We start from the raw sequence: 19,402 nt of genomic DNA, 5'->3' as shown, positions 1-19,402 counted from the left end.
TCCGGGGCGCGCCGCCCTCGCGCCCACGTCCGCACGGCGCGGCCGACGGCCGTCAGCGCAGGCAGGCCCGCAGGTAGTCGCGGTCGATCACTGGCTCACGGGGGCAGGCGAGGCCGAGTCCGGCCAGGGCGGTGTCGGCGAACGTGCGGGTCATCCGGCCGAACGGCAGGATGGCGGCCATGACGTCCCCGGCGGCGCCCGGCACGCGGACACCGGTGGCGGCCGGGTCCATGGCGCAGGGCACCCCCACGCTCTCGGCCACGGCCGCCACCAGCAGGCGGGCGGGCACGTGGTCGGAGGAGACGACGTTGATGGTGCGCATGGGGGTGCCCACGGCCTTGGCGGCGGCGTCGGCCATGGCGCGGGCGGCGTGCTCCACCGGCAGCACGTTGACCGGGGAGTCGCCGTCGCAGGGCACGGTGATGCCGGCGCGCGCCTCGGGGTGGCGGTCGCGCAGCCAGGCGGCGGTGTCGCGGGCCACCACCAGCGGCTGGGCGGGCGCGCCCGGGTAGGGCGGCAGGTCGCTGGTGAGCAGCGCCAGGCGGAACACCAGCACGTCGTGGTCGGGGTGGGCGGCGGCCCAGCGCCGCACCCGCACCTCGGCGTCGTACTTGGACCGCTCGTACTCCGAGCAGAACCCGTGGGAGTCGTCCAGGTCGTCGTCGCCGATGACGCCGTGCGCCCGCCGGCCGGCCACCGCGAACGTGCTGCTGTGGCGCAGCGCGGTCAGGCCGGGGCACCGGTCGGCCAGCGCGAGGACGTTGCGGGTGCCCACGAGGTTGGTGCGGCGGACCTCGGCCGAGACCGGGCTGAGGCCGGTGTTGGCGGCGTTGTGCCACAGCGCGGTGGTCTCGCGGGTCAGGGTCGCGCGGTCGTCGGGGTCCAGCCCCAGGTCGCGCCGGGTGATGTCGGCGTGCACGACCCGCACGCGCAGGGGGAGCGCGTGCAGGTCGCCGGGCGGGGCGCCGCGTGCCCGCAGGAACGCGGCGACCCGCTCCAGGACCGGGACGGGACCGGGCCGGCTCAGCACGATGACCCGGTCCTCGCGGTCGAGCAGTTCCGCCAGGAGCCGCAGGCCGAGGAAGCCGGTGGCGCCGGTGATGGCGGTGGTCACCGGGCGCCCTCGGGTTCGGCGCCGACGCCCGGACCCGCCGGGGCTGGACGGGGACCGGCCCCGGCGCCGCCGGCGGCCGGCGCGGCGTGCCCGGTCGCCTCCTCCGCCGTCTCCTTCGCGGGCGTACCTGCGACTCCAGTGCTTCCGGCGGTTGCGGCGGCTCCGGCACCCGCCGGGCCGCCGGTGCCGCCCTCGGCCAGGGCGCCCTCCTCGGCCGCGATGGTGTCGGCGATGAACTCCGCCAGGCCGCCCAGCGTGCCGCCGGTCCACAGCAGCTTGGTCGGGATGCGCACCCCGGCGCGCTGCTCGATGCGCGTGCGCAGCTCCAGCGCGCGCAGGGAGTCGATGCCGAGGTCGGTGAGCCGCACGTCGGGGCCCAGCTCCCGCGCCGAGTCGCCGATGATCTCGCCGAGCTGGTCGGACAGGTACTCGGCGATGACGGCCGCGCCCCGGCCCTCGGCGACGGCGGCCAGGACCATGGCGATCAGCGCCGCGTCGCGCCCCTCGCCCTCGGGCACCCGCCGCTGCCGCGCGAGGTCGGCGAAGTACGGCGACTCCATGGCGTGCGGCATCGCCGCGCTCCACAGCTCGATGTCGACGGGCAGGTAGCCGGTGCAGGCGCGGTCGTGGCGCAGCAGCTTGTCCAGCGCGGCGATGCCGTCGTCGGGGTCGATCATGGTCATGCCGTGCTCGGCCAGGTGCGCCCCGGCGCCCTCCTCGCCCCACGCGCCCCAGGCGACGCTGGTGGCCGGCAGCCCCTGGGCGCGCCGCCACACGGTGAAGGCGTCCAGCCAGGCGTTGGCGGAGGCGTAGCCGGCCTGGCCGGGCGAGCCCACCAGCGCGGCGGCCGAGGAGAAGCAGACGAACCAGTCGAGCGCGCGGCCGGCGGTGGCGTCGTGCAGCCGCCGGGCGCCCTGGGTCTTGGCGTGCCAGGTGCGCTCCAGGGTGGCGTCGTCGAGCAGGGCCACGGTGCCGTCGGCGATCACGGCGGCGGCGTGGGCCACGCCGCGCAGCCGGGCGCCGTCCGCCTCGGCCTCGGCCACCAGTTCCTCGGCGACGCCGGGCTCGGCGATGTCGCCGCGCACGACGCGGACGTCGGTGCCGCCGGCGCGCAGCTTGCCGATGACCTCCTCGGCCCGGGGCCCGGGCGCCGAACGCCCGTTGAGGACGACGCGCGCGGCGCCGGAGCGGGCGAGGTGCGCGGCCGTGCGCAGCCCGATGGCGCCCAGGCCGCCGGTGACGACGTAGCCGCCGTCGCCGTGCACCACCGGCACCTGGTCGGGGTCGAGGGAGATCTCGGTCTCGGCGGTGGGCGCGGTCAGCACCAGCTTGCCGGTGTGCTGGGCGGCGGCCATGGTGCGAAACGCCGCCGACGCCTCGGCGTAGGGCCGGGCGGTGACGGGGATGCGCGGCGCGCGGCCGGCCGCGATCTCGGCGGCGACCTCGGCCAGCAGTTCGGCCATGAACGCCGGCCGGCCGGTCGCCAGCGCCTGGAGGTCGACACTGGCGAACGCGATGTTGTTGCGGAACGGCGCGGGGTCGATCCCGTTGCCCGCGTAGATGTCGCGCTTGCCCAGCTCCACGAACCGGCCGCCCACCGCCAGCGCCTCCAGGCCGGCGCGCTGGGCGCGGCCGGTGAGGCAGTTGAGCACCACGTCCACGCCCGCGCCGCCGGTGGCCTCGCGCGCCTGGCGGGCGAAGTCGACGCCGCGGGAGTCCATCACGTGCTCGATGCCGAGGTCGCGCAGCAGGGCGCGCTTGGCCTCGCTGCCGGCGGTGGCCAGCACGCGGGCGCCCATCGCCTGGGCGACGTGCACGGCGCACAGCCCCACCCCGCCGGTGGCGGCGTGGATGAGCACGGTCTCGCCGGGCCGGGGCCGGGCGAGGTGGCGCAGCGCGTACCAGGCGGTGGTGTAGACGCAGGGCAGCGCGGCGGCCTCGGTGAGGTCGACGCCGGCGGGCAGCGGCAGCAGGGCGGCGGCGGGCACCACGGCGTGGCTGCTGATGCCGATGTCGCCGATCATCGCGACGCGGTCGCCGGGGGCCACGCCGGTGACGCCCTCGCCGGTGCGCACGACGGTGCCGGAGCCGTCCATGGCCAGCGGCACCTCGCCGGGGTACAGGCCCATGGCGCCGAGCACGTTGGCGTAGTTGAGGCTGACCGCGTGCACGCGGACCTCGACCTCGCCGGGGCCGGGGGCGCGGCGCCGCGCCGCGACGGCCTCGAAGCCGCCGAGGTCGCCGGGGGTGCGCAGGCGCAGCGTGAAGGCGTCGCGGTCGGGGTCGCGGCGCTCGCGGCGGCGCTCCTCGGGGCGCAGCGGGGCGTTGCGGAACCGCGCGACCAGGCGGGTACCGCCGCGCAGCGCGACGTCGCGCTCGGGGTCGGTCGCGAGCACCTCGGTGAGGATGTCCTCAGGGGTGGTCGCGGCGTCGGCGTCGATGTGGCGGACGTCGAGTTCGGGGTGCTCGTGGCAGGCCGACCGGGTGAGGGCGCGCAGCGGCGCCTGGTCGGCGGCGCGGCCGTCGCCGGGGCGGACCGGCTGGGCGTCGCGGGTGACCACGGCCAGGCGCGGCAGGGGCGTGCGCTCGTCGCGGACGAGCACGCGGACCAGGCGCAGCAGCGCGGCGGCGGACGCGCGGGCGGCGGCGGGGTCGGGGGTGTCGGCGGGCGGCGGGGCGACGAACACCACGCTGTCGGCGGCGGCCAGCGCGGGCGCGAGGCGGTCGTGGGTGTCGGCGTCGTCGCGCGGCGGGTCCACGACGCGGGCGGTGCCGCCCCGGGCCTCGACGCGGGCGGCCAGGGCCGGGCCGTCCTCGGCGCCGGCGGGGGCGACCACCAGCCACGCGCCGAGGGCGGGGGAGGAGGTGTCCGGGGCGGCCGCCGGTTCGGCGGCCCCGGTGGACTCGGCGGTCGCGGTGCCGGACGCGGGTGCGGCCGCACCGGCGGCCGTGGCGGCGCTCGGCCGCTCCTCCCAGGCGACCTGGTACAGGCGGGAGTTGAAGGCGTCGGCTCCGCCGATGAGGGTGATCCGCGCGTCCATGACCTGGGCGGCAGGCTCGCCCTGCGCGGAGTAGAGCACGCTGTCGCCCGAGATGTGGCCCTCGTCCACCTGCCGGCCGCTGATGGCGCAGTAGCCGGCGGTGCCGGGGCTACCGAAGACGCGGATGCGGCCGAAGGAGGTCGGCAGGCCGAACCTGCGGTGCGCGCCGCTGAGGAAGGCCGCGGCGGCGGTCTGGAGGCAGGCGTCCATCAGCAGCGGGTGCAGGTGGAAGGATTCGGCGCCGGCGCGTTCGGTGGGGACGACCGCGACCTCGCCCATGCCGGTCAACTCGTCGGCGCCGGCGGAGGTGCCCAGGCGCCGCAGGCCCTGGAAGGCCGGGCCGAAGCGCAGCGGGGCGTCGCGCAGCCGGTCGTAGAACTCCGCGCCGTCGAACACGTCGGTGTGGGCGCCGATGCGCCCGGCCAGGTCGGCGGGGTCGGCCGGCGCGGGCCGGTCGGGCGTGTCCTCGGCGCGCACCAGCGTGGCCGAGCAGGTGGGGATCCACTCGCCGGCCTCGTTGGTGTAGACCTGGAACGCCGCGGTCTCCCCCGCGAGGTCGAGGTCGGCGCGGACCGCCAGGCGGGTGTCGTCGTCCACGGTCTGGAAGGCGGGCACGGCCAACTGCCGGACCTCCACGTCGCGGGGTTCGGCGCCGAACACCGCGCACGCCGCCGCGAACGCCATCTCGATGTAGGCGGCCGCCGGGAGGAACACCACGCCGTTGAAGCGGTGGTCGGCCAGCCAGGGGTGGCTGCGGGTGCCGATGTCGGCGCTCCACACGTGGCGGCCGTGGTCGTCGGGCAGCCGGACGCCCTCGCCCAGCAGCGGGTGCCCGGAGCGGGCCAGTCCGGCGGCGCTCTCGATGGTGGGCACCAGCAGGACGCGGTGGTCCCACGCGGTCGGCGGCAGTTCCACGGGCGCGCCGGCGGGGTGCTCGCGCGCCCAGTCGATCCGGCCGCCGGCGCAGAAGGCCGCGCCGACGTGGGTGCGCAGGGAGGTGACAGGGTCCTCGCCGCGCCGGATGGAGGGGGTGGCGGTGACGGTGCGGCCGCGGTGCCGGCCGGCGGCGGCGATGGCGTGGGTGAGCAGCGGATGCGGCGAGAGTTCGGCGAAGACGCGGTGGCCGTCCTCCAGCGCCGCCTCCACGGCCGCGGCGAACCGCACGGGCCGGCGCAGGTTGCGCGCCCAGTAGCCGGCGTCGAAGGCGGGGATGGCGCGGGGGTCGTCCTCGACGGTGCCGTAGCAGCGGATCGCGGGGTCGGCGGGCGGTGCGGCGGGCCGCAGGTCGGCGAGTTCGGCGATGATGCCGGGCAGCAGGTGGTCGGTCAGCGGGGAGTGCGGCGCGCCGTCGATGACCACCCGGCGGGCGGGGATGTCAGCGTCCTCCCACTCCTCCACCAGCCGCTCGATCGCGGCCTCGGGACCGGCCACGACCGTGGACTCGGGGGCGTTGAGGACCCCGATCACGACGTCGTCGGCGCCGAAGCGCTCCAGGTCGCGGGCGGTCTGCTCGGCGGACAGCTCCACGGCGGCCATGGCGCCGGCCAGGCCGGTCATCAGGCGGGAGCGGCGGCAGACGATGCGGGCGCCGTCGGCGGGGGAGAGCGCGCCGGCGACGACGGCGGCGGCGATCTCGCCCATGGAGTGGCCGATGACCGCGCCGGGCTCGACACCGTGGGCGCGCCAGGCCGCGGCCAGGCCCAGGTGCATGGCGTAGAGCGCGGGCTGCACCCGGTCGGCCCCGGTGATGGGGTCGGGCGCGGTGATCAGCTCGTGGACGGAGATGCCGGCCTCGGCGCGGATCACCGGCTCCAGCTCCGCCACGGCGGCGGCGAACGCGGGTTCGGCGCGCAGCAGCTCGGCGCCCATGCCCGACCACTGCGAGCCCTGGCCGGAGAACACCCACACGACCTCGCGGGCGGCGCCGGCGGGCGCGGTGCCGGCGGCGGTGCCCACGGCGGCGCCGACACGGCCGTCGGCCGCCGCGCGCAGGCGTTCGGCGAGCTGGGCGTGGTCGGCGGCGGTGACCGCGATGCGGGCGGCGCGGGGCGCCCGGCCGCGCGCCAGGGCGTGGCCGATGTCGGTGAGCGGGGTGTCGGCGCCCTCGGCCTCGACCCAGTCGGCGATACGGCGGGCGGTCTCGGCAGCGGCGGCCGGGGAGCTGGCCGAGACGGGGAAGACCAGGGGGCCGTGCGCGGGAGCGGGAACGGGCGCGGACGCGGGAGCGGAGGGCGGTGCCGGCGTGCGGTCGGTGGCAGCCGTGTCGGCGCCGGAGTCAGCGGAGCTGGCGGCGGTGGGATCGGTGGTGGCGTCGGTGCTGGTGGCGGCGGCGCGGGAGGCGGGGGCGGGCGCGGCCGAAGAGGCGGTGCGGCCGGCCTCGGGCGGGCTCTCCAGGATGACGTGGCCGTTGGTGCCGCTGAACCCGAACGAGGACACCCCGGCCAGGCGGGCGCCGGAGGCGGTCGCCCACGGCTGGGCTTCCTGGGGGATGTAGAGGCCGGTGCCCTCGGCGTCGATCTCGGGGTTCCACGCGCGGAAGTGCGGCGTGGGCGGGACGGTGCCGGTGCGCAGGGCCATCACGGCCTTGAGGATGCCGACGATTCCGGAGGCGCACTCGGTGTGTCCGAGGTTGTTCTTGCTGGATCCGATGGGCAGGCGGCGGCCGCCGCCGGTGCCGTAGACCTCGGCCAGGGCGCGGAACTCGATCGGGTCGCCGAGGGGGGTGCCGGTGCCGTGGGCCTCGATCAGCCCGATGTCGGCGGGTTCGGCCCCGGCGGCGGCGAGGGCGGCGCGCAGGACGGTGGTCTGGGCGGTCTCGGAGGGCGCGACGATCCCGTTGGAGCGGCCGTTGTGGTTGACCGCCGAGCCGCGCAGCACGGCGAGCACGCGGTCGCCGTCGCGCCGGGCGTCGGCGAGGCGCTTGAGGACGAGCACGCCCACGCCCTCGCTGCGCACGTAGCCGTCGGCCTCGGCGTCGAAGGCGCGGCAGCGGCCGGTGGGCGAGAGCATGCCCCACTGGGAGAAGCTGATGCTGGCGCCGGGGCCGAGGATGAGGTTGACGGCGCCGGCGAGCGCGAGGTCGCACTCGCCGCTGTGCAGGCTGTGGGCGGCCAGGTGGACGGCGGCCAGGCCGGAGGAGCATGCGGTGTCGACGGCGAGGGCCGGGCCGTGGGCGCCGAGGAGGTAGGCGATGCGTCCGGCGGCGACGGAGTGGGTGTTGCCGGTGGAGAGGTAGGCCTCCGGCATCCGTTCGCCGCCGGACACGAGCGGTGCGCAGCGCAGCATGTAGTCCACGTGCGCCAGGCCGGCGAAGACGCCGGTGGCGGTGGCCTCCAGGGAGGCGGCGGGGATCTGGGCGTGCTCCAGGGCCTCCCAGGCGACCTCCAGGAGGACGCGCTGCTGGGGGTCCATGGCCAGGGCCTCGGTGTCGGAGATGCCGAAGAACCCGGAGTCGAAGCCGCCGACGTCGTCGATGTAGCCGCCCCACCGGCCCACGGTGCGGCCGCGCACGCCGGGTTCGGGGTCGTAGAGGCGCGCGGCGTCCCAGCGGTCGGCGGGGACCTCGCCGATGGCGTCGCGGCCGTCGGCGAGGAGGCGCCACAGGGAGCGGGGCGAGTTCGCGCCGCCGGGCAGGCGGCAGCCCATGCCCACGACGGCCAGCGGCGGGTAGGCGCCGGACCCGGCGGACGGCACCCGGGGTGCCGGGGCGGGCGCCGGGTCGCTGGAGGGGGAGGGCGCCGAGGCGGGGCGTGCGGTCATGGGGCTCCGTTTCGGGGCGGTGTGTTGGCCGGCGTTTCGGTGGGCGTGTGGTGCTCGACGGGAGTGCCGGAGGGGGCGGAGGGGGTGGGATCGGAGGAGTCGCCGAGGTGGGCGGCCAGGGAGTCGATGGTGGGGTAGCGCCACGGCAGCAGCGCCGGCACCGGGCGGCCCAGGCGGGACTCCAGTTCGCCGCACAGGGAGACGGCGTCGCGGGAGGAGAGGCCGAGAGAAAGGAACGGCACGCGGGGGTCGACCTCGGCGGGGTCGGCTCCCGTGCGCCGCGCGACGGAGTCGATCATCAGTGCCCGAACGTCGGCGGTGCCGCCGGTCGACCCGGTCATGGGAATTCCCCGATTTCCTCGCTGCGAATGAAGGGCGAGCGCGCGCTCACTCCGACAGGAAATTGATTATCCCCGCAGCGAGATTGCGCCGCAACACCCTTCCAGGGAATCACAAAAGTGGCAATTCGCATTTCTCGGATAAGTTCCCGGAAACGGATGCAGACAATGCGGGAACCCGCCCATCGGACGAAGGCGGGCACCTCAACGCGGCCGGAAGGGCGAGCCCGGGAGGCGGTGGACGGCGACCATCGGGCGCTGGCGGGGCGGGCGATGCCGGTCCGAGGGGCGGCCGCCGAGCCGGTGGGCGGGAGGGCGCGCCATCACCCGGGCGCGGCGCTCAGGGGAATTCGGAACGACAGCAAAGACAGCGAACGTCGGACCGGTATTTCGCGGAATCGAAGCGGCCCGCACGTGAGATCCATCGCCGTGTTCTTGCAGCGATTTCCGGCCTTGCGGGCGGAACGAAAAATGCCGGAAAGGTGTTTTTGCCCGCTGTCCGCATGAACCGTCCGGCGCGTGCTCCAGGCCGGGCGGGCATCGACACGAGCGGCGAAGGTGTCAACGGATCGACGGACCGACGGGCGACCGGGTCGGCATGGCGGTGTAGCGACACAGCCGTACAGCCGTACAGCCGCATATCGGCAGGTCCGCATGTCGGCATCCGGCCATGCCGGCACGCGGCCCAGTCGGCGGATCCCCGCGGCGGCTCAGCCGAGCCAGGTGCCCTCGCGCATGAGGTCCCGGTCGGGAAGCTCGTTGACCTCGCGCCACGCCTGGACGCGGAGCGGGCGCACGCGGAAGTAGCGGTAGGAGGCGAGCGCGCGCGGGTCGAAGCCGGTCTTCTCGGCGAAGGCGTCGAGGGTCGCGTCGGGCAGTTCCGCGGCCGTGTGCACCTCCACGGTCCCCTCGACCATGACGACGTCGCGGGTGGGGCCGAGGCCGAGCCGGACCCGCCCGCCCTCCGCGAGGCCGCGGCCGGTCGGGCTGGTGATGGGCGTGGCCAGCAGCAGCGTCTCACCGTCCCAGAGGAAGGACAGCGGCACCAGGTAGGGCTGGCCGTCCTGCGCGGTGGCCACCCACAGGTCGACGTCGGCGGCGAGCCGGTCGAGGGTGTCCTGCTTGCGCTGCGGGAGCGGGCGGGGCGGCTGTACTGCGGTCACGGTCGTCCTCCTCCGGTGTGGGCGCCCAGCCTGCCACGGCGCCGACGGCCGCGCACGCCCGGGGTCCGGTGGAGGCCCGGGGAGGCCCGAGGAGATCGGTGGAGCCCGGCAAAGCGGGTGGCAAGCGGGTGGCCCGGCGGGCCGCCGCGCGTCGTTCCGGGAGCGCTCCCAGAACGCGCGGACGTGTCCGCCGGGCCGGTGCCGCCCTGGGGAGGGCGGTGTGCGGTCAGCCGCGCGGGGTGCAGGTGGGCACCGGCGCGGCGTTGGTGCCGCTGTGGGTGCCGGTGAACCCGAAGGACGCGCTCTGGCCCGCGGAGAGGTCGCCGTTGTAGCTCTTGTTCACCGCGGTGACGGTGGCGCCGCTGGAGGTGACGTCGGCGTTCCACGCCTGGCTGACGCGCTGGCCGTTGGCGAAGGTCCAGGTGACCTGCCAGCCGTCGATGTCCTCGGCCGCCGTGACCTCGACCTCGCCCTGGAAGCCGCCGCCCCACTGGTTGACGACCTCGTAGGCGGCGGTGCAGCCGCCCTCCGGGTCAGGCGAGGGGCTGGGGTCCGGTGAGGGGCTGGGGTCGGGCGAGGGCGAGGGGTCGGGGTCCGAGCCGTAGACGCTGGCGGTCTCGGCGGTCTCCACGATCCCGTTGGGGCCGTTGAACAGCCGCTCGCCCCAGGAGGTCAGGCTGTCGGGATTGAAGTCGTCGACCAGGTCGAGGTACTCCACCCCGCCGCCGTTGCCGCTGTAGGACCAGCCCAGGTAGCCGATCCCCAGGTCCTCGGCGGTGGCGAGGATGGCGTCCTCGTCGGGGTTGCCGTCGCTGTGGTTGTGGCCGAACTCGCCGACCATGATCGGCAGGCCGGCGTTGACGTAGGAGTTCAGGTAGCTCTGGATCTCGGCGGCGGTGTCGTAGACGCCGTACATGTGCACGTCGAAGATGAGGTTGGCCGCCGGGTCGCTCTGGAAGATCTGCTGGGCGTTGTCGCGCATGGTGAACGACCAGTCCTGGCCCCAGTTGGGCGCGTCGACCACGATGGTGTGGTCGAACCCGGCGTCGCGCAGGCGGTCGATCGCCTGGGTGGTGGCGCCGGTCCACTGCTGGTAGTCGGTGTTGCCCCACGGCTCGTTGCCGATGTTGATCAGCACGTAGGGCTCCTGGCCGGCCAGGACGTCCTGCATGTCGATCCAGTAGTCCACCGCCTGGTCGAGGCTGGCCGCGGCGCCTTCCTCGCCGTAGCCGGTGGTGTCGTGGACCTCCAGCACGCAGATCAGCTTGTTGGCCTTGCACTCGGAGATGACGTTGGCGAGGTCGGCGGCCTCGGTGCGGGTCCAGCGGTGGCCGCTGCTCAGGACCACCCGCACGGAGTTGGCCCCGAGGTCGGCGATCTCGGCGAAGGACTCGGTCTCGCCGGTGTACCAGGCGTGGGGGTGGTTGACCCCGCGGAAGACGAAGTCGTTGCCGTTGGCGTCGACGAGGCGGCCGTCGCGGATCTCGAACCCGGTCTCGGCGTGGGCCGGCTGGACGACGAGGAGCAAGGAGAGTAAGAGGGTGGCCACCGCCGACGCGGTGATGGCGAGGCGTGTACGCATGGGTCGTTTCCTCAAGGTGGATGTCGTCACGGGTCGTGGACCCGGAACGTGAACGGACGTACCGGCCGGCCGGACGGCTTCCCCCTGGAGCGCCATCGCAACTATAAGCGACGTGACTTTGTTCACTCAACTGCTGAAGTTAGAAACACCGGGCGCTCCCGCGCCGCCGTGGGACGGCGCGGGAGCGCGCGGGCTCAGCCCTGGAGGGGCTCGGTGTCGAACGGTGCCCGGCCGCGTTCGACCCGCCACCAGCGCGTGACGCCGATGTCGGCGAGGAACGCGGTGTCGTGCCCGGCCACCAGCAGCGCGCCCCGGTAGGCGGCCAGCGCGTCGGTGAGCTGGCGCACGCTGTCGAGGTCGAGGTTGTTGGTGGGTTCGTCCAGGACCAGCAGGTGGGGCGGCGGGTCGGCCAGCAGCAGGCACGCCAGGGAGACGCGGAAGCGCTCGCCGCCCGACAGCTCCCCGGCGGCCTGGCCCACGCGGTCGCCCCGGATGAGGAAGCGGGCGAGGTTGGCGCGGACCTCGTGGGGGGTGGCCGAGGGCGCGGCGGCGCGGACGTTGTCCATGACGCTGAGCCGGTCGTCGAGGATGTCCAGGCGCTGGGGCAGGTAGCCGATGCGGTCGGTGGAGCGGACGACCCGCACGACCGGGTGGTCGGCGCCGCCGGTGATCGCCCGCAGCAGGGTGGTCTTGCCGCTGCCGTTGTCGCCGACGAGGGCGATGCGCTCGGGTCCGCGCACGTAGAGGGTGCCCTCGGGGGTGGCGAGCTGGAGCACGTCGCGCCCGGCGGGGACGTCGGTGTCGGGCAGCGAGATCCGGATGCGGTCGTCGTCGCGGACGGCGGCCTCGGACTCCGCCAGCGCCTGTTCGGCCTCCTCGACCTTCTCGGTCTGCATGATGCGGTGCTTGCCCGCCGAGACCTGGGCCTCGCGCTTGCGGGCGTTCATGACGATCTTGGGCTCGCGCTTGGACTCATACATCTTGTTGCCGTAGCGGAGCCGGCGGTCGAGCTTGGTGCGGGCCTCGACGAGCTGGCGCTTCTCGCGGCGGACCTCGGCCTCGGCGGCGCGGACCATGCGCTGGGCGGCCTCCTGCTCGGCGGCGAGCTGCTCGGTGTAGGCGGTGTAGTTGCCGCCCCACGTGCGCAGCCGGCCGTCGCGGAGTTCGGCGATCTGGTCGACGCGTTCGAGGAGTTCGCGGTCGTGGCTGACGACCACGAGCACCCCGCGCCAGGAGTCGACGGCCTCGTAGAGCAGGCCGCGCGCGCGGCGGTCGAGGTTGTTGGTGGGTTCGTCCAGCAGGGTGATGGCGGGCCGGCGCAGCAGCAGGCCGGCCAGCCCGGTGAGCACCGCCTCGCCTCCCGAGAGGGTGCCGACGGTGCGGTCGAGCGGGTCGCCCGACGCGGAGGGGTCGAGGGCGATGCCGAACCGCGCGAGTTCGGCGACGGCGCGCTCCTCGATGTCCCAGTCGTCGCCGACGGCGGTGAAGTTGGCCTCGGAGGCGTCGCCGGCCTCGATGGCGCGCAGGGCCGCGCGGGTCTCGGCGATGCCGAGGAGTTCGGCGACGGTCTGGCCGGTGTCGAGAGTGAGCCGCTGGTCGAGGTAGCCGACGTCGCCGGCGGTGGTGATGGTGCCGGAGTCGGGGGTGAGCTGCCCGGTGACGAGCTTGAGCAGCGTGGACTTACCGGACCCGTTGCGGCCGATCAGGCCGGTGCGGCCGCGGTCGAAGGCGGCGTTGAGGCCGCTGAAGACGGCGGTGCCGTCAGCCCAGTCGAAGGAGAGGTCGGTGCAGACGATGGAGTGTGACAAGTGGGTCCCCAGGAGTGTTGTGCCCGATGAACGAACGGGTGTCGACCAGCGCGGTCCCGTTGAACAGGCGCAACGTGGGGTCCTCCTTGTCGGTTGACGGCGGTTGCCAGTCGCCGGCGGCGCGGTGCCGCACGCTCAGTGTGCCACACGCTCCCCCATTAACGCAACACCTATCGCGTTATGCGACCGGAGCGCGGGCCGCACCGGTGCTCGGCGCGGCCCGCGCGGGGACTACCCGGTAAGGCCGTGGCCCACCGGGAACAGCGGCTTCTGGCCGTCGCCCTTGTTGATCGGCTCCTGGTCGACCGAGGCCGGCCAGGTGACGGGCAGCTTCCCGCTGAACGGCCGGCGGCCGAAGAGGACGTCGGTCATGCCGGCGCCCTCGGTGCCCGGCAGCCACGAGGCGACGAACGCGTCGGCGGTGCGCAGTTCGTCGTTGATGACGAGCGGGCGCCCCGATACCAGCAGCGCCACGCAGACCTCGGTGCGGTCGCAGATCTCGCGCAGGTTGCGCTTGTCGAGGTCGCTGAGGGCCAGGGTGGCGCTGTCGCCGCGGCCCTCGGCGTAGGGGGTCTCGCCGCCCACCCAGATGCCGATGTCGCCGGAGTAGTCGCCGCCGGTGTCGGTGCCGACGTACTCCAGGTCGGTGGCGGTGCCGGCGGTCTCGGCCTGGACGGCCTCCCAGAAGGTGGTGCCTTCGGTGATGTCGCCGCTCTGGCCCTGCCAGGAGATGGACCAGCCGCCGAGCTGGTTGCCGAGGTCGTCGGCGGTGCGGCCGCCCACCACGATGTCGGCGCCGTCGCGGGCCGACAGCGGCAGCACGCCGTCGTCCTTCAGCAGCACCTGCGACCGGCCGACCGCGTCGCGCGCCACGGCGCGGTGCCGGGCGGAGCCGACGTCGTCGGTGTGGGAGCGGTCGGTGAAGGGCCGCGCGAACAGGTCCTGCTGGAACTTCAGGTCGAGGATGCGGCGGACGGCGTCGTCGACGCGGGCCTCGCTGATGCGCCCGGCCTCGACCTCGCTGACGATGGTCTCGATGTTGAGCCGGTAGTCGTCGGGCACCATGATCATGTCGACGCCGGCGTTGATGGACTTGCGCAACTGCTCGGCGTAGGAGTCGCCCTCGACCTGGCGGACGCCGGCGTAGTCGGAGATCACCACGCCCTTGAACCCGAGTTCGCCCTTGAGCACGTCGTTGAGCAGGTAGTCGTGCTCGTGCATCTTCAGGCCGTTCCAACTGCTGTAGGACACCATGACCGAGGCGACGCCGGCCTTGACGGCGCTGCGGTAGGGCGGCAGGTGGATCTCGCGGAGTTCGGACTCGGTCAGCCGGGCGTCGCCCTGGTCGATCTGGTAGTTGTTGTCGCCGGTGCCCCAGGTGGTGCCGCCGTCGGCGACGTAGTGCTTGGCGGTGGCGGCGACGCCGTCGGGGCCGAGCCGGTCGCCCTGGAGGCCGCGAACCGAGGCCGCGGCCAGCGGTTTGACGATCGAGGGGACCTCGCCGAAGCCCTCGTAGGTGCGGCCCCAGCGGTCGTCGCGCGGCACGCTGACGGCCGGGGCGAACGTCCAGTCGATGCCGGTGCCCAGGACCTCGCGGCGGGTGATGTCCTGCACCCGCTCGACCAGGCGGGCGTCGCGGGTGGCGCCCAGGCCGATGTTGTGCGGGAAGACCGTGGCGCCCTCGACGCTGTTGTGGCCGTGGACGGCGTCGATGCCGTAGATCAGCGGGATGCCCAGCCGGCTTTGCATGGCGTGCCGCTGGTAGTCGTCGTACATGTCGGCCCAGTCCTGGGCGGTGCCGCCGGGCTGCCCGCCGGGGCCGCTGCCGCCGCCCGAGAGGAGGGAGCCGATGCCGTACTCGGCGAGGTCGTCCTTGTCGTCCATGACGTGGACGTGGTCGACCTGGGTCATCTGGCCGGCCTTCTCGGCGAGGGTCATGCGCGCCAGGCAGTCCTCGGTGGAGGTGCAGCGCGGCGCGGCCGCGGCCGTGGGCGCCGCCGCCGTGATGAGGGGCAGCGCGAGCGCGGCCGCGGCGAGCGTGCACGCCGCGGCGAGCGGCCCCGACCTGCGGGGTCTCGCGGATCGGGTATGGGGACCTGCCATCGTCAACCTCCTTGTGATGCGCCTGCTGCGGCGCTGCGAAAGCCCGGCGGCCCCACCCCCGGCGCGATTGCCCCGACGGGCGATCACCTCTCTCTCCGTGATCACTCAAATCCATGAAGTGACTTAACGGTAAATAGGTGTTCACGGAAGCGTCAAGAAGTCCACAGCCCTGTGGATGACGCGCGAGCGGTACCCCTCGCCGACCGGCGGTCCTCGGGACGCGGACCCGCAACGAGAGGTACTGGGAACGCTCCCCGAGAGCAAGCAACGCGCCGAACCGCAGGTCAACCGGGTTTCGGCGGGCAACCGAGAACCGGCCGGATCCGGCTCCCCCAACGGCCCGACCGGAATCGACATGTCGGCATGGCGGCACGCCGCCATGCCGGTTCCTCGACACGCAACCGCTCCACGAGCCCCATCACGATCACGCGCGGGTTCAGGCCCCGCCGACGCGGATCCGCCTCAGCGCGCGGCGTCCACGCGGGCGTCGACCCACGCGCACAGGTCCCGCAGCGCCGCCTCGGCCCGCTCGCGGTCGCCGGTGCTCAGGTAGTCGGTCTCCAGCCCGGCGTAGGCCGCGTTGAGCAGGGTGGCCGTGGTGCGCGCCTCGTCCTCGGGCATGCCGCGCCGCACCAGGCAAGTGCCGACGAACTCGGCGCGCCCGCGCACGAAGCCGGGCACGGGCACGGGGAGGCGCCCGGCGGCGGCCAGCCCCTCGATCTCGCGGATGAGGCGGGTCATGGCCAGTTCGCCGGGGCCGAGGTTGCGATGCCAGGCGTCCTCGACGATCGAGCCGACGCCCACCGCCGGGTCGTCCCATCCGGGAGTGGCGCGCAGGGCCGTGTGCTGGCGCTCGTCCAGCCGCTCCAGAACGGCGACGAGCAGCGCGTTCTTGTCGGCGAAGTGGTGGGTGAGCACCCGAGTGCTCTGCCCCAGGCCCTCGGCGAGCCCGCGCAGGGTGAAGTCGGCGACGCCGGTGCGCGCGAGCTGCTCGATCACGGCGTCGACCACCGCGCGGCGCCGCTGAGGGTCGGCGGTCCTGGCCACGTGCGGCACCTCCCCGTCTCCTGCCGAGGACACTTTGGCACACCTATTAGGGAAACACTTGTTACCCTAATCGCATGTCGACTTCTTCCTCCTCCCGCCCGCCTCTGTGGCTGGGCGCGCTCGCGCTCGCCGCCTTCGCGGTGCAGACCGACGACTTCGTGATCATCGGAGTGCTCGCGGCGATAGCGTCGGACACGCACGTCTCCGAGGCCGCCGCCGGGCAACTGGTCACGGCGTACTCGCTGATCTACGCCCTCATGGCACCGGTGTGGGCGGTCGCGCTGGCGCGGGTGCCCCGCGGCGCGCTGCTGATGTGGGCGCTGGCCGTCTTCACGGCGGCCAACTTCGCCGTGCTCGCCGTGGACGGCTACTGGCCGCTGATGGCACTGCGGGTGGTGGCCGCGCTGGCGGCGGCCGTCGTCCTGCCGACGGCCCTGGCGGTGGCGGGCCGCGCGGCGCCGGCCGACCGCAAGGGGCGCTACCTGGCGACGGTGATGACCGGGCTCACCGGCGCGATCCTCATCGGCGTACCGGCGGGCACCTGGATCGGCGCGGCCTTCGGGTGGCGCGCGACGTTCGTGTTCGGCGGCCTGCTCGGCGCGGCGGCCCTGCTCCTGGCGGCGCGGTTCCTGCCCCGGGAGAGCCGGGAGCGCGCGGCGGGCGAGGCGGCGCCGACGCCGGCGGAACTGGTCCGGCCGATGCTGAACACGGCCGTGGCGGGGGTGCTGGCGGTGACCGTGCTAGCGGTGGCGGGCAACCTGGCGTTCCAGACCTACATCTCGGTGCTGCTGAGCGGGATCGCCGACGTGGGGCCGAGGCTGCTGGCCTTCCTGCTGGTGTGCGCGGGGCTCGGCGGGCTGGCGGGCACGCAGGCGGCCGGCCGCCTGGTCGACCGCTTCGGCGCGCTTCCGACCTTCTTCGCGACGGGCGCCCTGTTCTGCGCCGCGATGGCGGCGCTCGCCGGGCTGTGGCTCGTGCGCCCGGTCCCGGTGGCGCTCGCGGCGGCGCTCCTGGTCGCCTGGTCGGCCGCCGCGTGGGCCATCCCGCCGACCCTCCAGGCGCTGATGCTGTCCCGGACCGGCACCGAGGCGGCGACGCAGGCGATGGCGGTGCACAGCGCGTCGGTCTACGTCGGCGCGGCGGCGGGCGGCGCGGCCGGCGGAGCCGCCCTGTCAGCGGGCGCGGGCGTTCTCCCGGTGGCGGCGGCTCTTTCGATGGGGCTGGCCCTGGCAGTCGGAGCCCTGACGTCGAGGGGTGCGGTAGCCCGGACGGAGAGCCGGTGAGACCAATCCCCGCGCGTGCGGGGAGCACCTTAATGACCTGCGGGTCTTGGCTACCGTGGCCCTGGTTTTCCCGTCTTCGCCGACATCTCATCAAGTCTGCTTCCTTGTCGGCCTGTCCGCACGTCTTCTTGTCGATTTGGGGATGTGCGGACAGGCCGCCCCAACCGTCCCTTCTCCGCCCCGCTGTGAGGTTAGGAACGTGTTGGGCCGCTTCCGGGTCGGGTAGGTGGTGGCCGACAGGGGTTCCACGTATCACCGCAGTTCTAGGAGGCATGCCATGGCGGGGGAGAGCACGGGGCGCGAGGTCCGGTTGGCTTCGCGGCCGAAGGGGGAGCCGACGCTCGCCGACTTCGAGATCGCCGAGGTTCCGGTTCCCGAGCCCGGTGAGGGGCAGGTCCTCGTCCGCAACACGTGGATGTCGGTCGACCCCTACATGCGCGGCCGGATGGACGACGTCGAGTCCTACATCCCGCCGTTCAAGCTCGGCGAGGCCATGACCGGCGGCGCCGTCGGCGAGGTCGTCGCCTCCCGGGCGGACTCCGTGCCGGTCGGGGCGACCGTCTCCCACTTCCTCGGCTGGCGGGAGTACGCCGTGCTCGACGCCGCCTCCGCGACCGTCGTGGACGCCGACACCGCGCCCGCGCGGGCCTACCTGGGCCCGCTCGGCTCCACCGGCCTCACCGCCTACGCCTCCCTGGTCGAGGTCGCGCCGGTGCGCGAGGGCGACGTCGTGTTCGTGTCGGCCGCCGCCGGCGCGGTCGGCAGCGTCGCCGGGCAGATCGCGCGCAAGCTCGGCGCCTCGCGGGTCATCGGGTCGGCCGGGGGCCCGCGCAAGACCGCGATGCTGCTGGAGGACTTCGGCTTCGACGCCGCCATCGACTACAAGGCGGGTCCCGTCGCCGACCAGCTCGCCAAGGCCGCGCCCGACGGCATCGACGTCTACCTCGACAACGTGGGCGGCGACCACCTGGAGGCGGCCCTCGGCGCCGCCCGCACCGGCGGGCGGTTCGCCCTGGTCGGCGCCATCAGCGTCTACAACGCCACCGAACCCGTCCCCGGGCCGAGCAACCTGTTCCTGGCGGTCAAGCGGGAGCTGTCGCTGCGCGGGATGCTCGTGGGGTCCTACACCCACCTCGTCCCCGAGTACACGCGGCGGGCGAGCGCGTGGCTGGCCGACGGGAGCCTGCGCACCGAGGAGACCGTGCGCGAGGGGATCGACGCCGCCCCCGAGGCGTTTCTGGGCATGCTGCGCGGCGAGAACATCGGCAAGATGCTGGTCCACCTCGCCGACTGACCCCGGGGGCGGCGCGCTCCCGGCACCGGCGCGGGGGCGGACCGCCCGGTGCGGTGCGAGGAGGGACGCGGATGGCGGTGCCGCGCGACGACATGGGGTACCCCGTCGACGTCCCCGGGCCCGTGGCGCGCGTGGTGTCGCTGGTGCCGTCCCTGACCGAGGCGATCGCGTGCACCCGGCCCGAGGTGCTGGTGGGCGCCACCGACTGGTGCTCGCACCCGCCCGGCCTGGCCGTCGCCCGGGTGCGCGGGACGAAGAACCCCGACCGCGCCGCCGTCGCCGCGCTGCGCCCCGACCTCGTGGTCGCCAATAAGGAGGAGAACCGCGCCCTCGACGTCCGGCGGCTGCGCGAGGCGGGGATCCCGGTGTGGGTGACCGTGACCGAGTCCGTGCCCCAGGCGCTGGCCTCGCTGGAGCGGCTTGTCACCACCGCCCTGGACCGGCCGGTGCCCGGCTGGCTGGCGGCGGCCGCGCGGCTGTGGGCGGGGCCGCCGCCGGCGGCGCGGGCGCGGGTGGCGGTGCCGGTGTGGCGCGACCCGTGGATGGTGGTGGGCGCCCGAACCTTCACCGGCGACCTGGTGGGCCGGCTCGGCCTGGCCAACGCGTTCGCCGACGGACCCGGCCGCTATCCCCGCGTGGCCCTCGCCGACATCGAGCGCGCCGGGGTCGACCTCGTCCTGCTGCCGGACGAGCCCTACCCGTTCTCCGGCGACGACGGGCCGGAGGCGTTCGGCCGGGTGCCGACCGCGCTGGTCAGCGGGCGGCTGCTGACCTGGTACGGGCCCTCCCTCATCGAGGCGCACGCGCGCCTGCGCGGCCTGCCCGGCGCGGCCGCCGGCCCCCGGCCGCCGCGCTGATCCGCGCGGGGGA

11 protein-coding genes are annotated in these 19,402 nt (G+C 74.8%); 3 read left to right on the top strand and 8 right to left on the bottom strand.

Annotated elements, in window-relative coordinates; translation table 11 throughout:
- Positions 1-52: 52 nt before the first annotated feature.
- From LG943_RS13555 to LG943_RS13520, 8 genes are all read right to left on the bottom strand, one after another.
- Entirely contained in the window at positions 53-1,114 is a 1,062-nt protein-coding gene (locus LG943_RS13555) for an SDR family oxidoreductase (RefSeq protein ID WP_270072615.1), read from the bottom strand.
- A complete protein-coding gene (locus LG943_RS13550; protein WP_270072614.1) occupies positions 1,111-7,914 on the bottom strand; it encodes a type I polyketide synthase in 6,804 nt (2,267 codons plus the stop codon). Before LG943_RS13550 ends, LG943_RS13555 begins: the two co-directional genes overlap by 4 nt.
- Complete coding sequence (locus LG943_RS13545) at positions 7,911-8,255, bottom strand: acyl carrier protein (RefSeq protein WP_270072613.1); 345 nt, start codon at positions 8,253-8,255, stop codon at positions 7,911-7,913. The genes LG943_RS13550 and LG943_RS13545 overlap by 4 nt, the downstream gene beginning before the upstream one ends.
- 707 nt (positions 8,256-8,962) lie before the next feature.
- Positions 8,963-9,415 carry a pyridoxamine 5'-phosphate oxidase family protein gene (locus tag LG943_RS13540; protein WP_270072612.1) on the bottom strand — a complete coding sequence of 151 codons (453 nt, stop codon included), beginning with the start codon at positions 9,413-9,415 and terminating at the stop codon, positions 8,963-8,965.
- A gap of 226 nt (positions 9,416-9,641) precedes the next feature.
- Positions 9,642-10,997 carry a cellulase family glycosylhydrolase gene (locus LG943_RS13535; protein WP_270072611.1) on the bottom strand — a complete coding sequence of 452 codons (1,356 nt, stop codon included), beginning with the start codon at positions 10,995-10,997 and terminating at the stop codon, positions 9,642-9,644.
- Positions 10,998-11,191: 194 nt separating this feature from the next.
- Positions 11,192-12,805, bottom strand: coding sequence for an ABC-F family ATP-binding cassette domain-containing protein (locus LG943_RS13530; RefSeq protein ID WP_270072610.1), 1,614 nt, complete (start codon positions 12,803-12,805; stop codon positions 11,192-11,194).
- A 231-nt stretch (positions 12,806-13,036) separates the two neighbouring features.
- Positions 13,037-14,908 carry a glycoside hydrolase family 3 protein gene (locus LG943_RS13525; protein ID WP_270072609.1) on the bottom strand — a complete coding sequence of 624 codons (1,872 nt, stop codon included), beginning with the start codon at positions 14,906-14,908 and terminating at the stop codon, positions 13,037-13,039.
- A gap of 462 nt (positions 14,909-15,370) precedes the next feature.
- Positions 15,371-15,955 carry a TetR/AcrR family transcriptional regulator gene (locus LG943_RS13520; RefSeq protein ID WP_270072608.1) on the bottom strand — a complete coding sequence of 195 codons (585 nt, stop codon included), beginning with the start codon at positions 15,953-15,955 and terminating at the stop codon, positions 15,371-15,373.
- 74 nt (positions 15,956-16,029) lie between these two features.
- On the opposite strand from LG943_RS13520, the gene LG943_RS13515 reads away from it, so the two are divergent.
- The 3 genes from LG943_RS13515 (at position 16,030) to LG943_RS13505 (ending at position 19,389) form a co-directional block, all read left to right on the top strand.
- The gene (locus LG943_RS13515; protein WP_270072607.1) at positions 16,030-17,238 is read left to right on the top strand and encodes an MFS transporter; all 1,209 of its coding nucleotides are present in this window, start codon (positions 16,030-16,032) and stop codon (positions 17,236-17,238) included.
- 277 nt (positions 17,239-17,515) lie between these two features.
- Positions 17,516-18,532, top strand: coding sequence for an NADP-dependent oxidoreductase (locus tag LG943_RS13510; protein WP_270072606.1), 1,017 nt, complete (start codon positions 17,516-17,518; stop codon positions 18,530-18,532).
- A 71-nt stretch (positions 18,533-18,603) separates the two neighbouring features.
- The gene (locus LG943_RS13505; protein WP_270072605.1) at positions 18,604-19,389 is read left to right on the top strand and encodes a helical backbone metal receptor; all 786 of its coding nucleotides are present in this window, start codon (positions 18,604-18,606) and stop codon (positions 19,387-19,389) included.
- Positions 19,390-19,402: the final 13 nt, after the last annotated feature.

It is taken from the genome of Streptomonospora mangrovi (assembly GCF_027604915.1).
Taxonomy (GTDB): Bacteria; Actinomycetota; Actinomycetes; order Streptosporangiales; family Streptosporangiaceae; genus Streptomonospora; species Streptomonospora mangrovi.
Note: the sequence above shows the minus strand (reverse complement) of the source record. Positions and strands in the feature narration are given on the sequence as shown.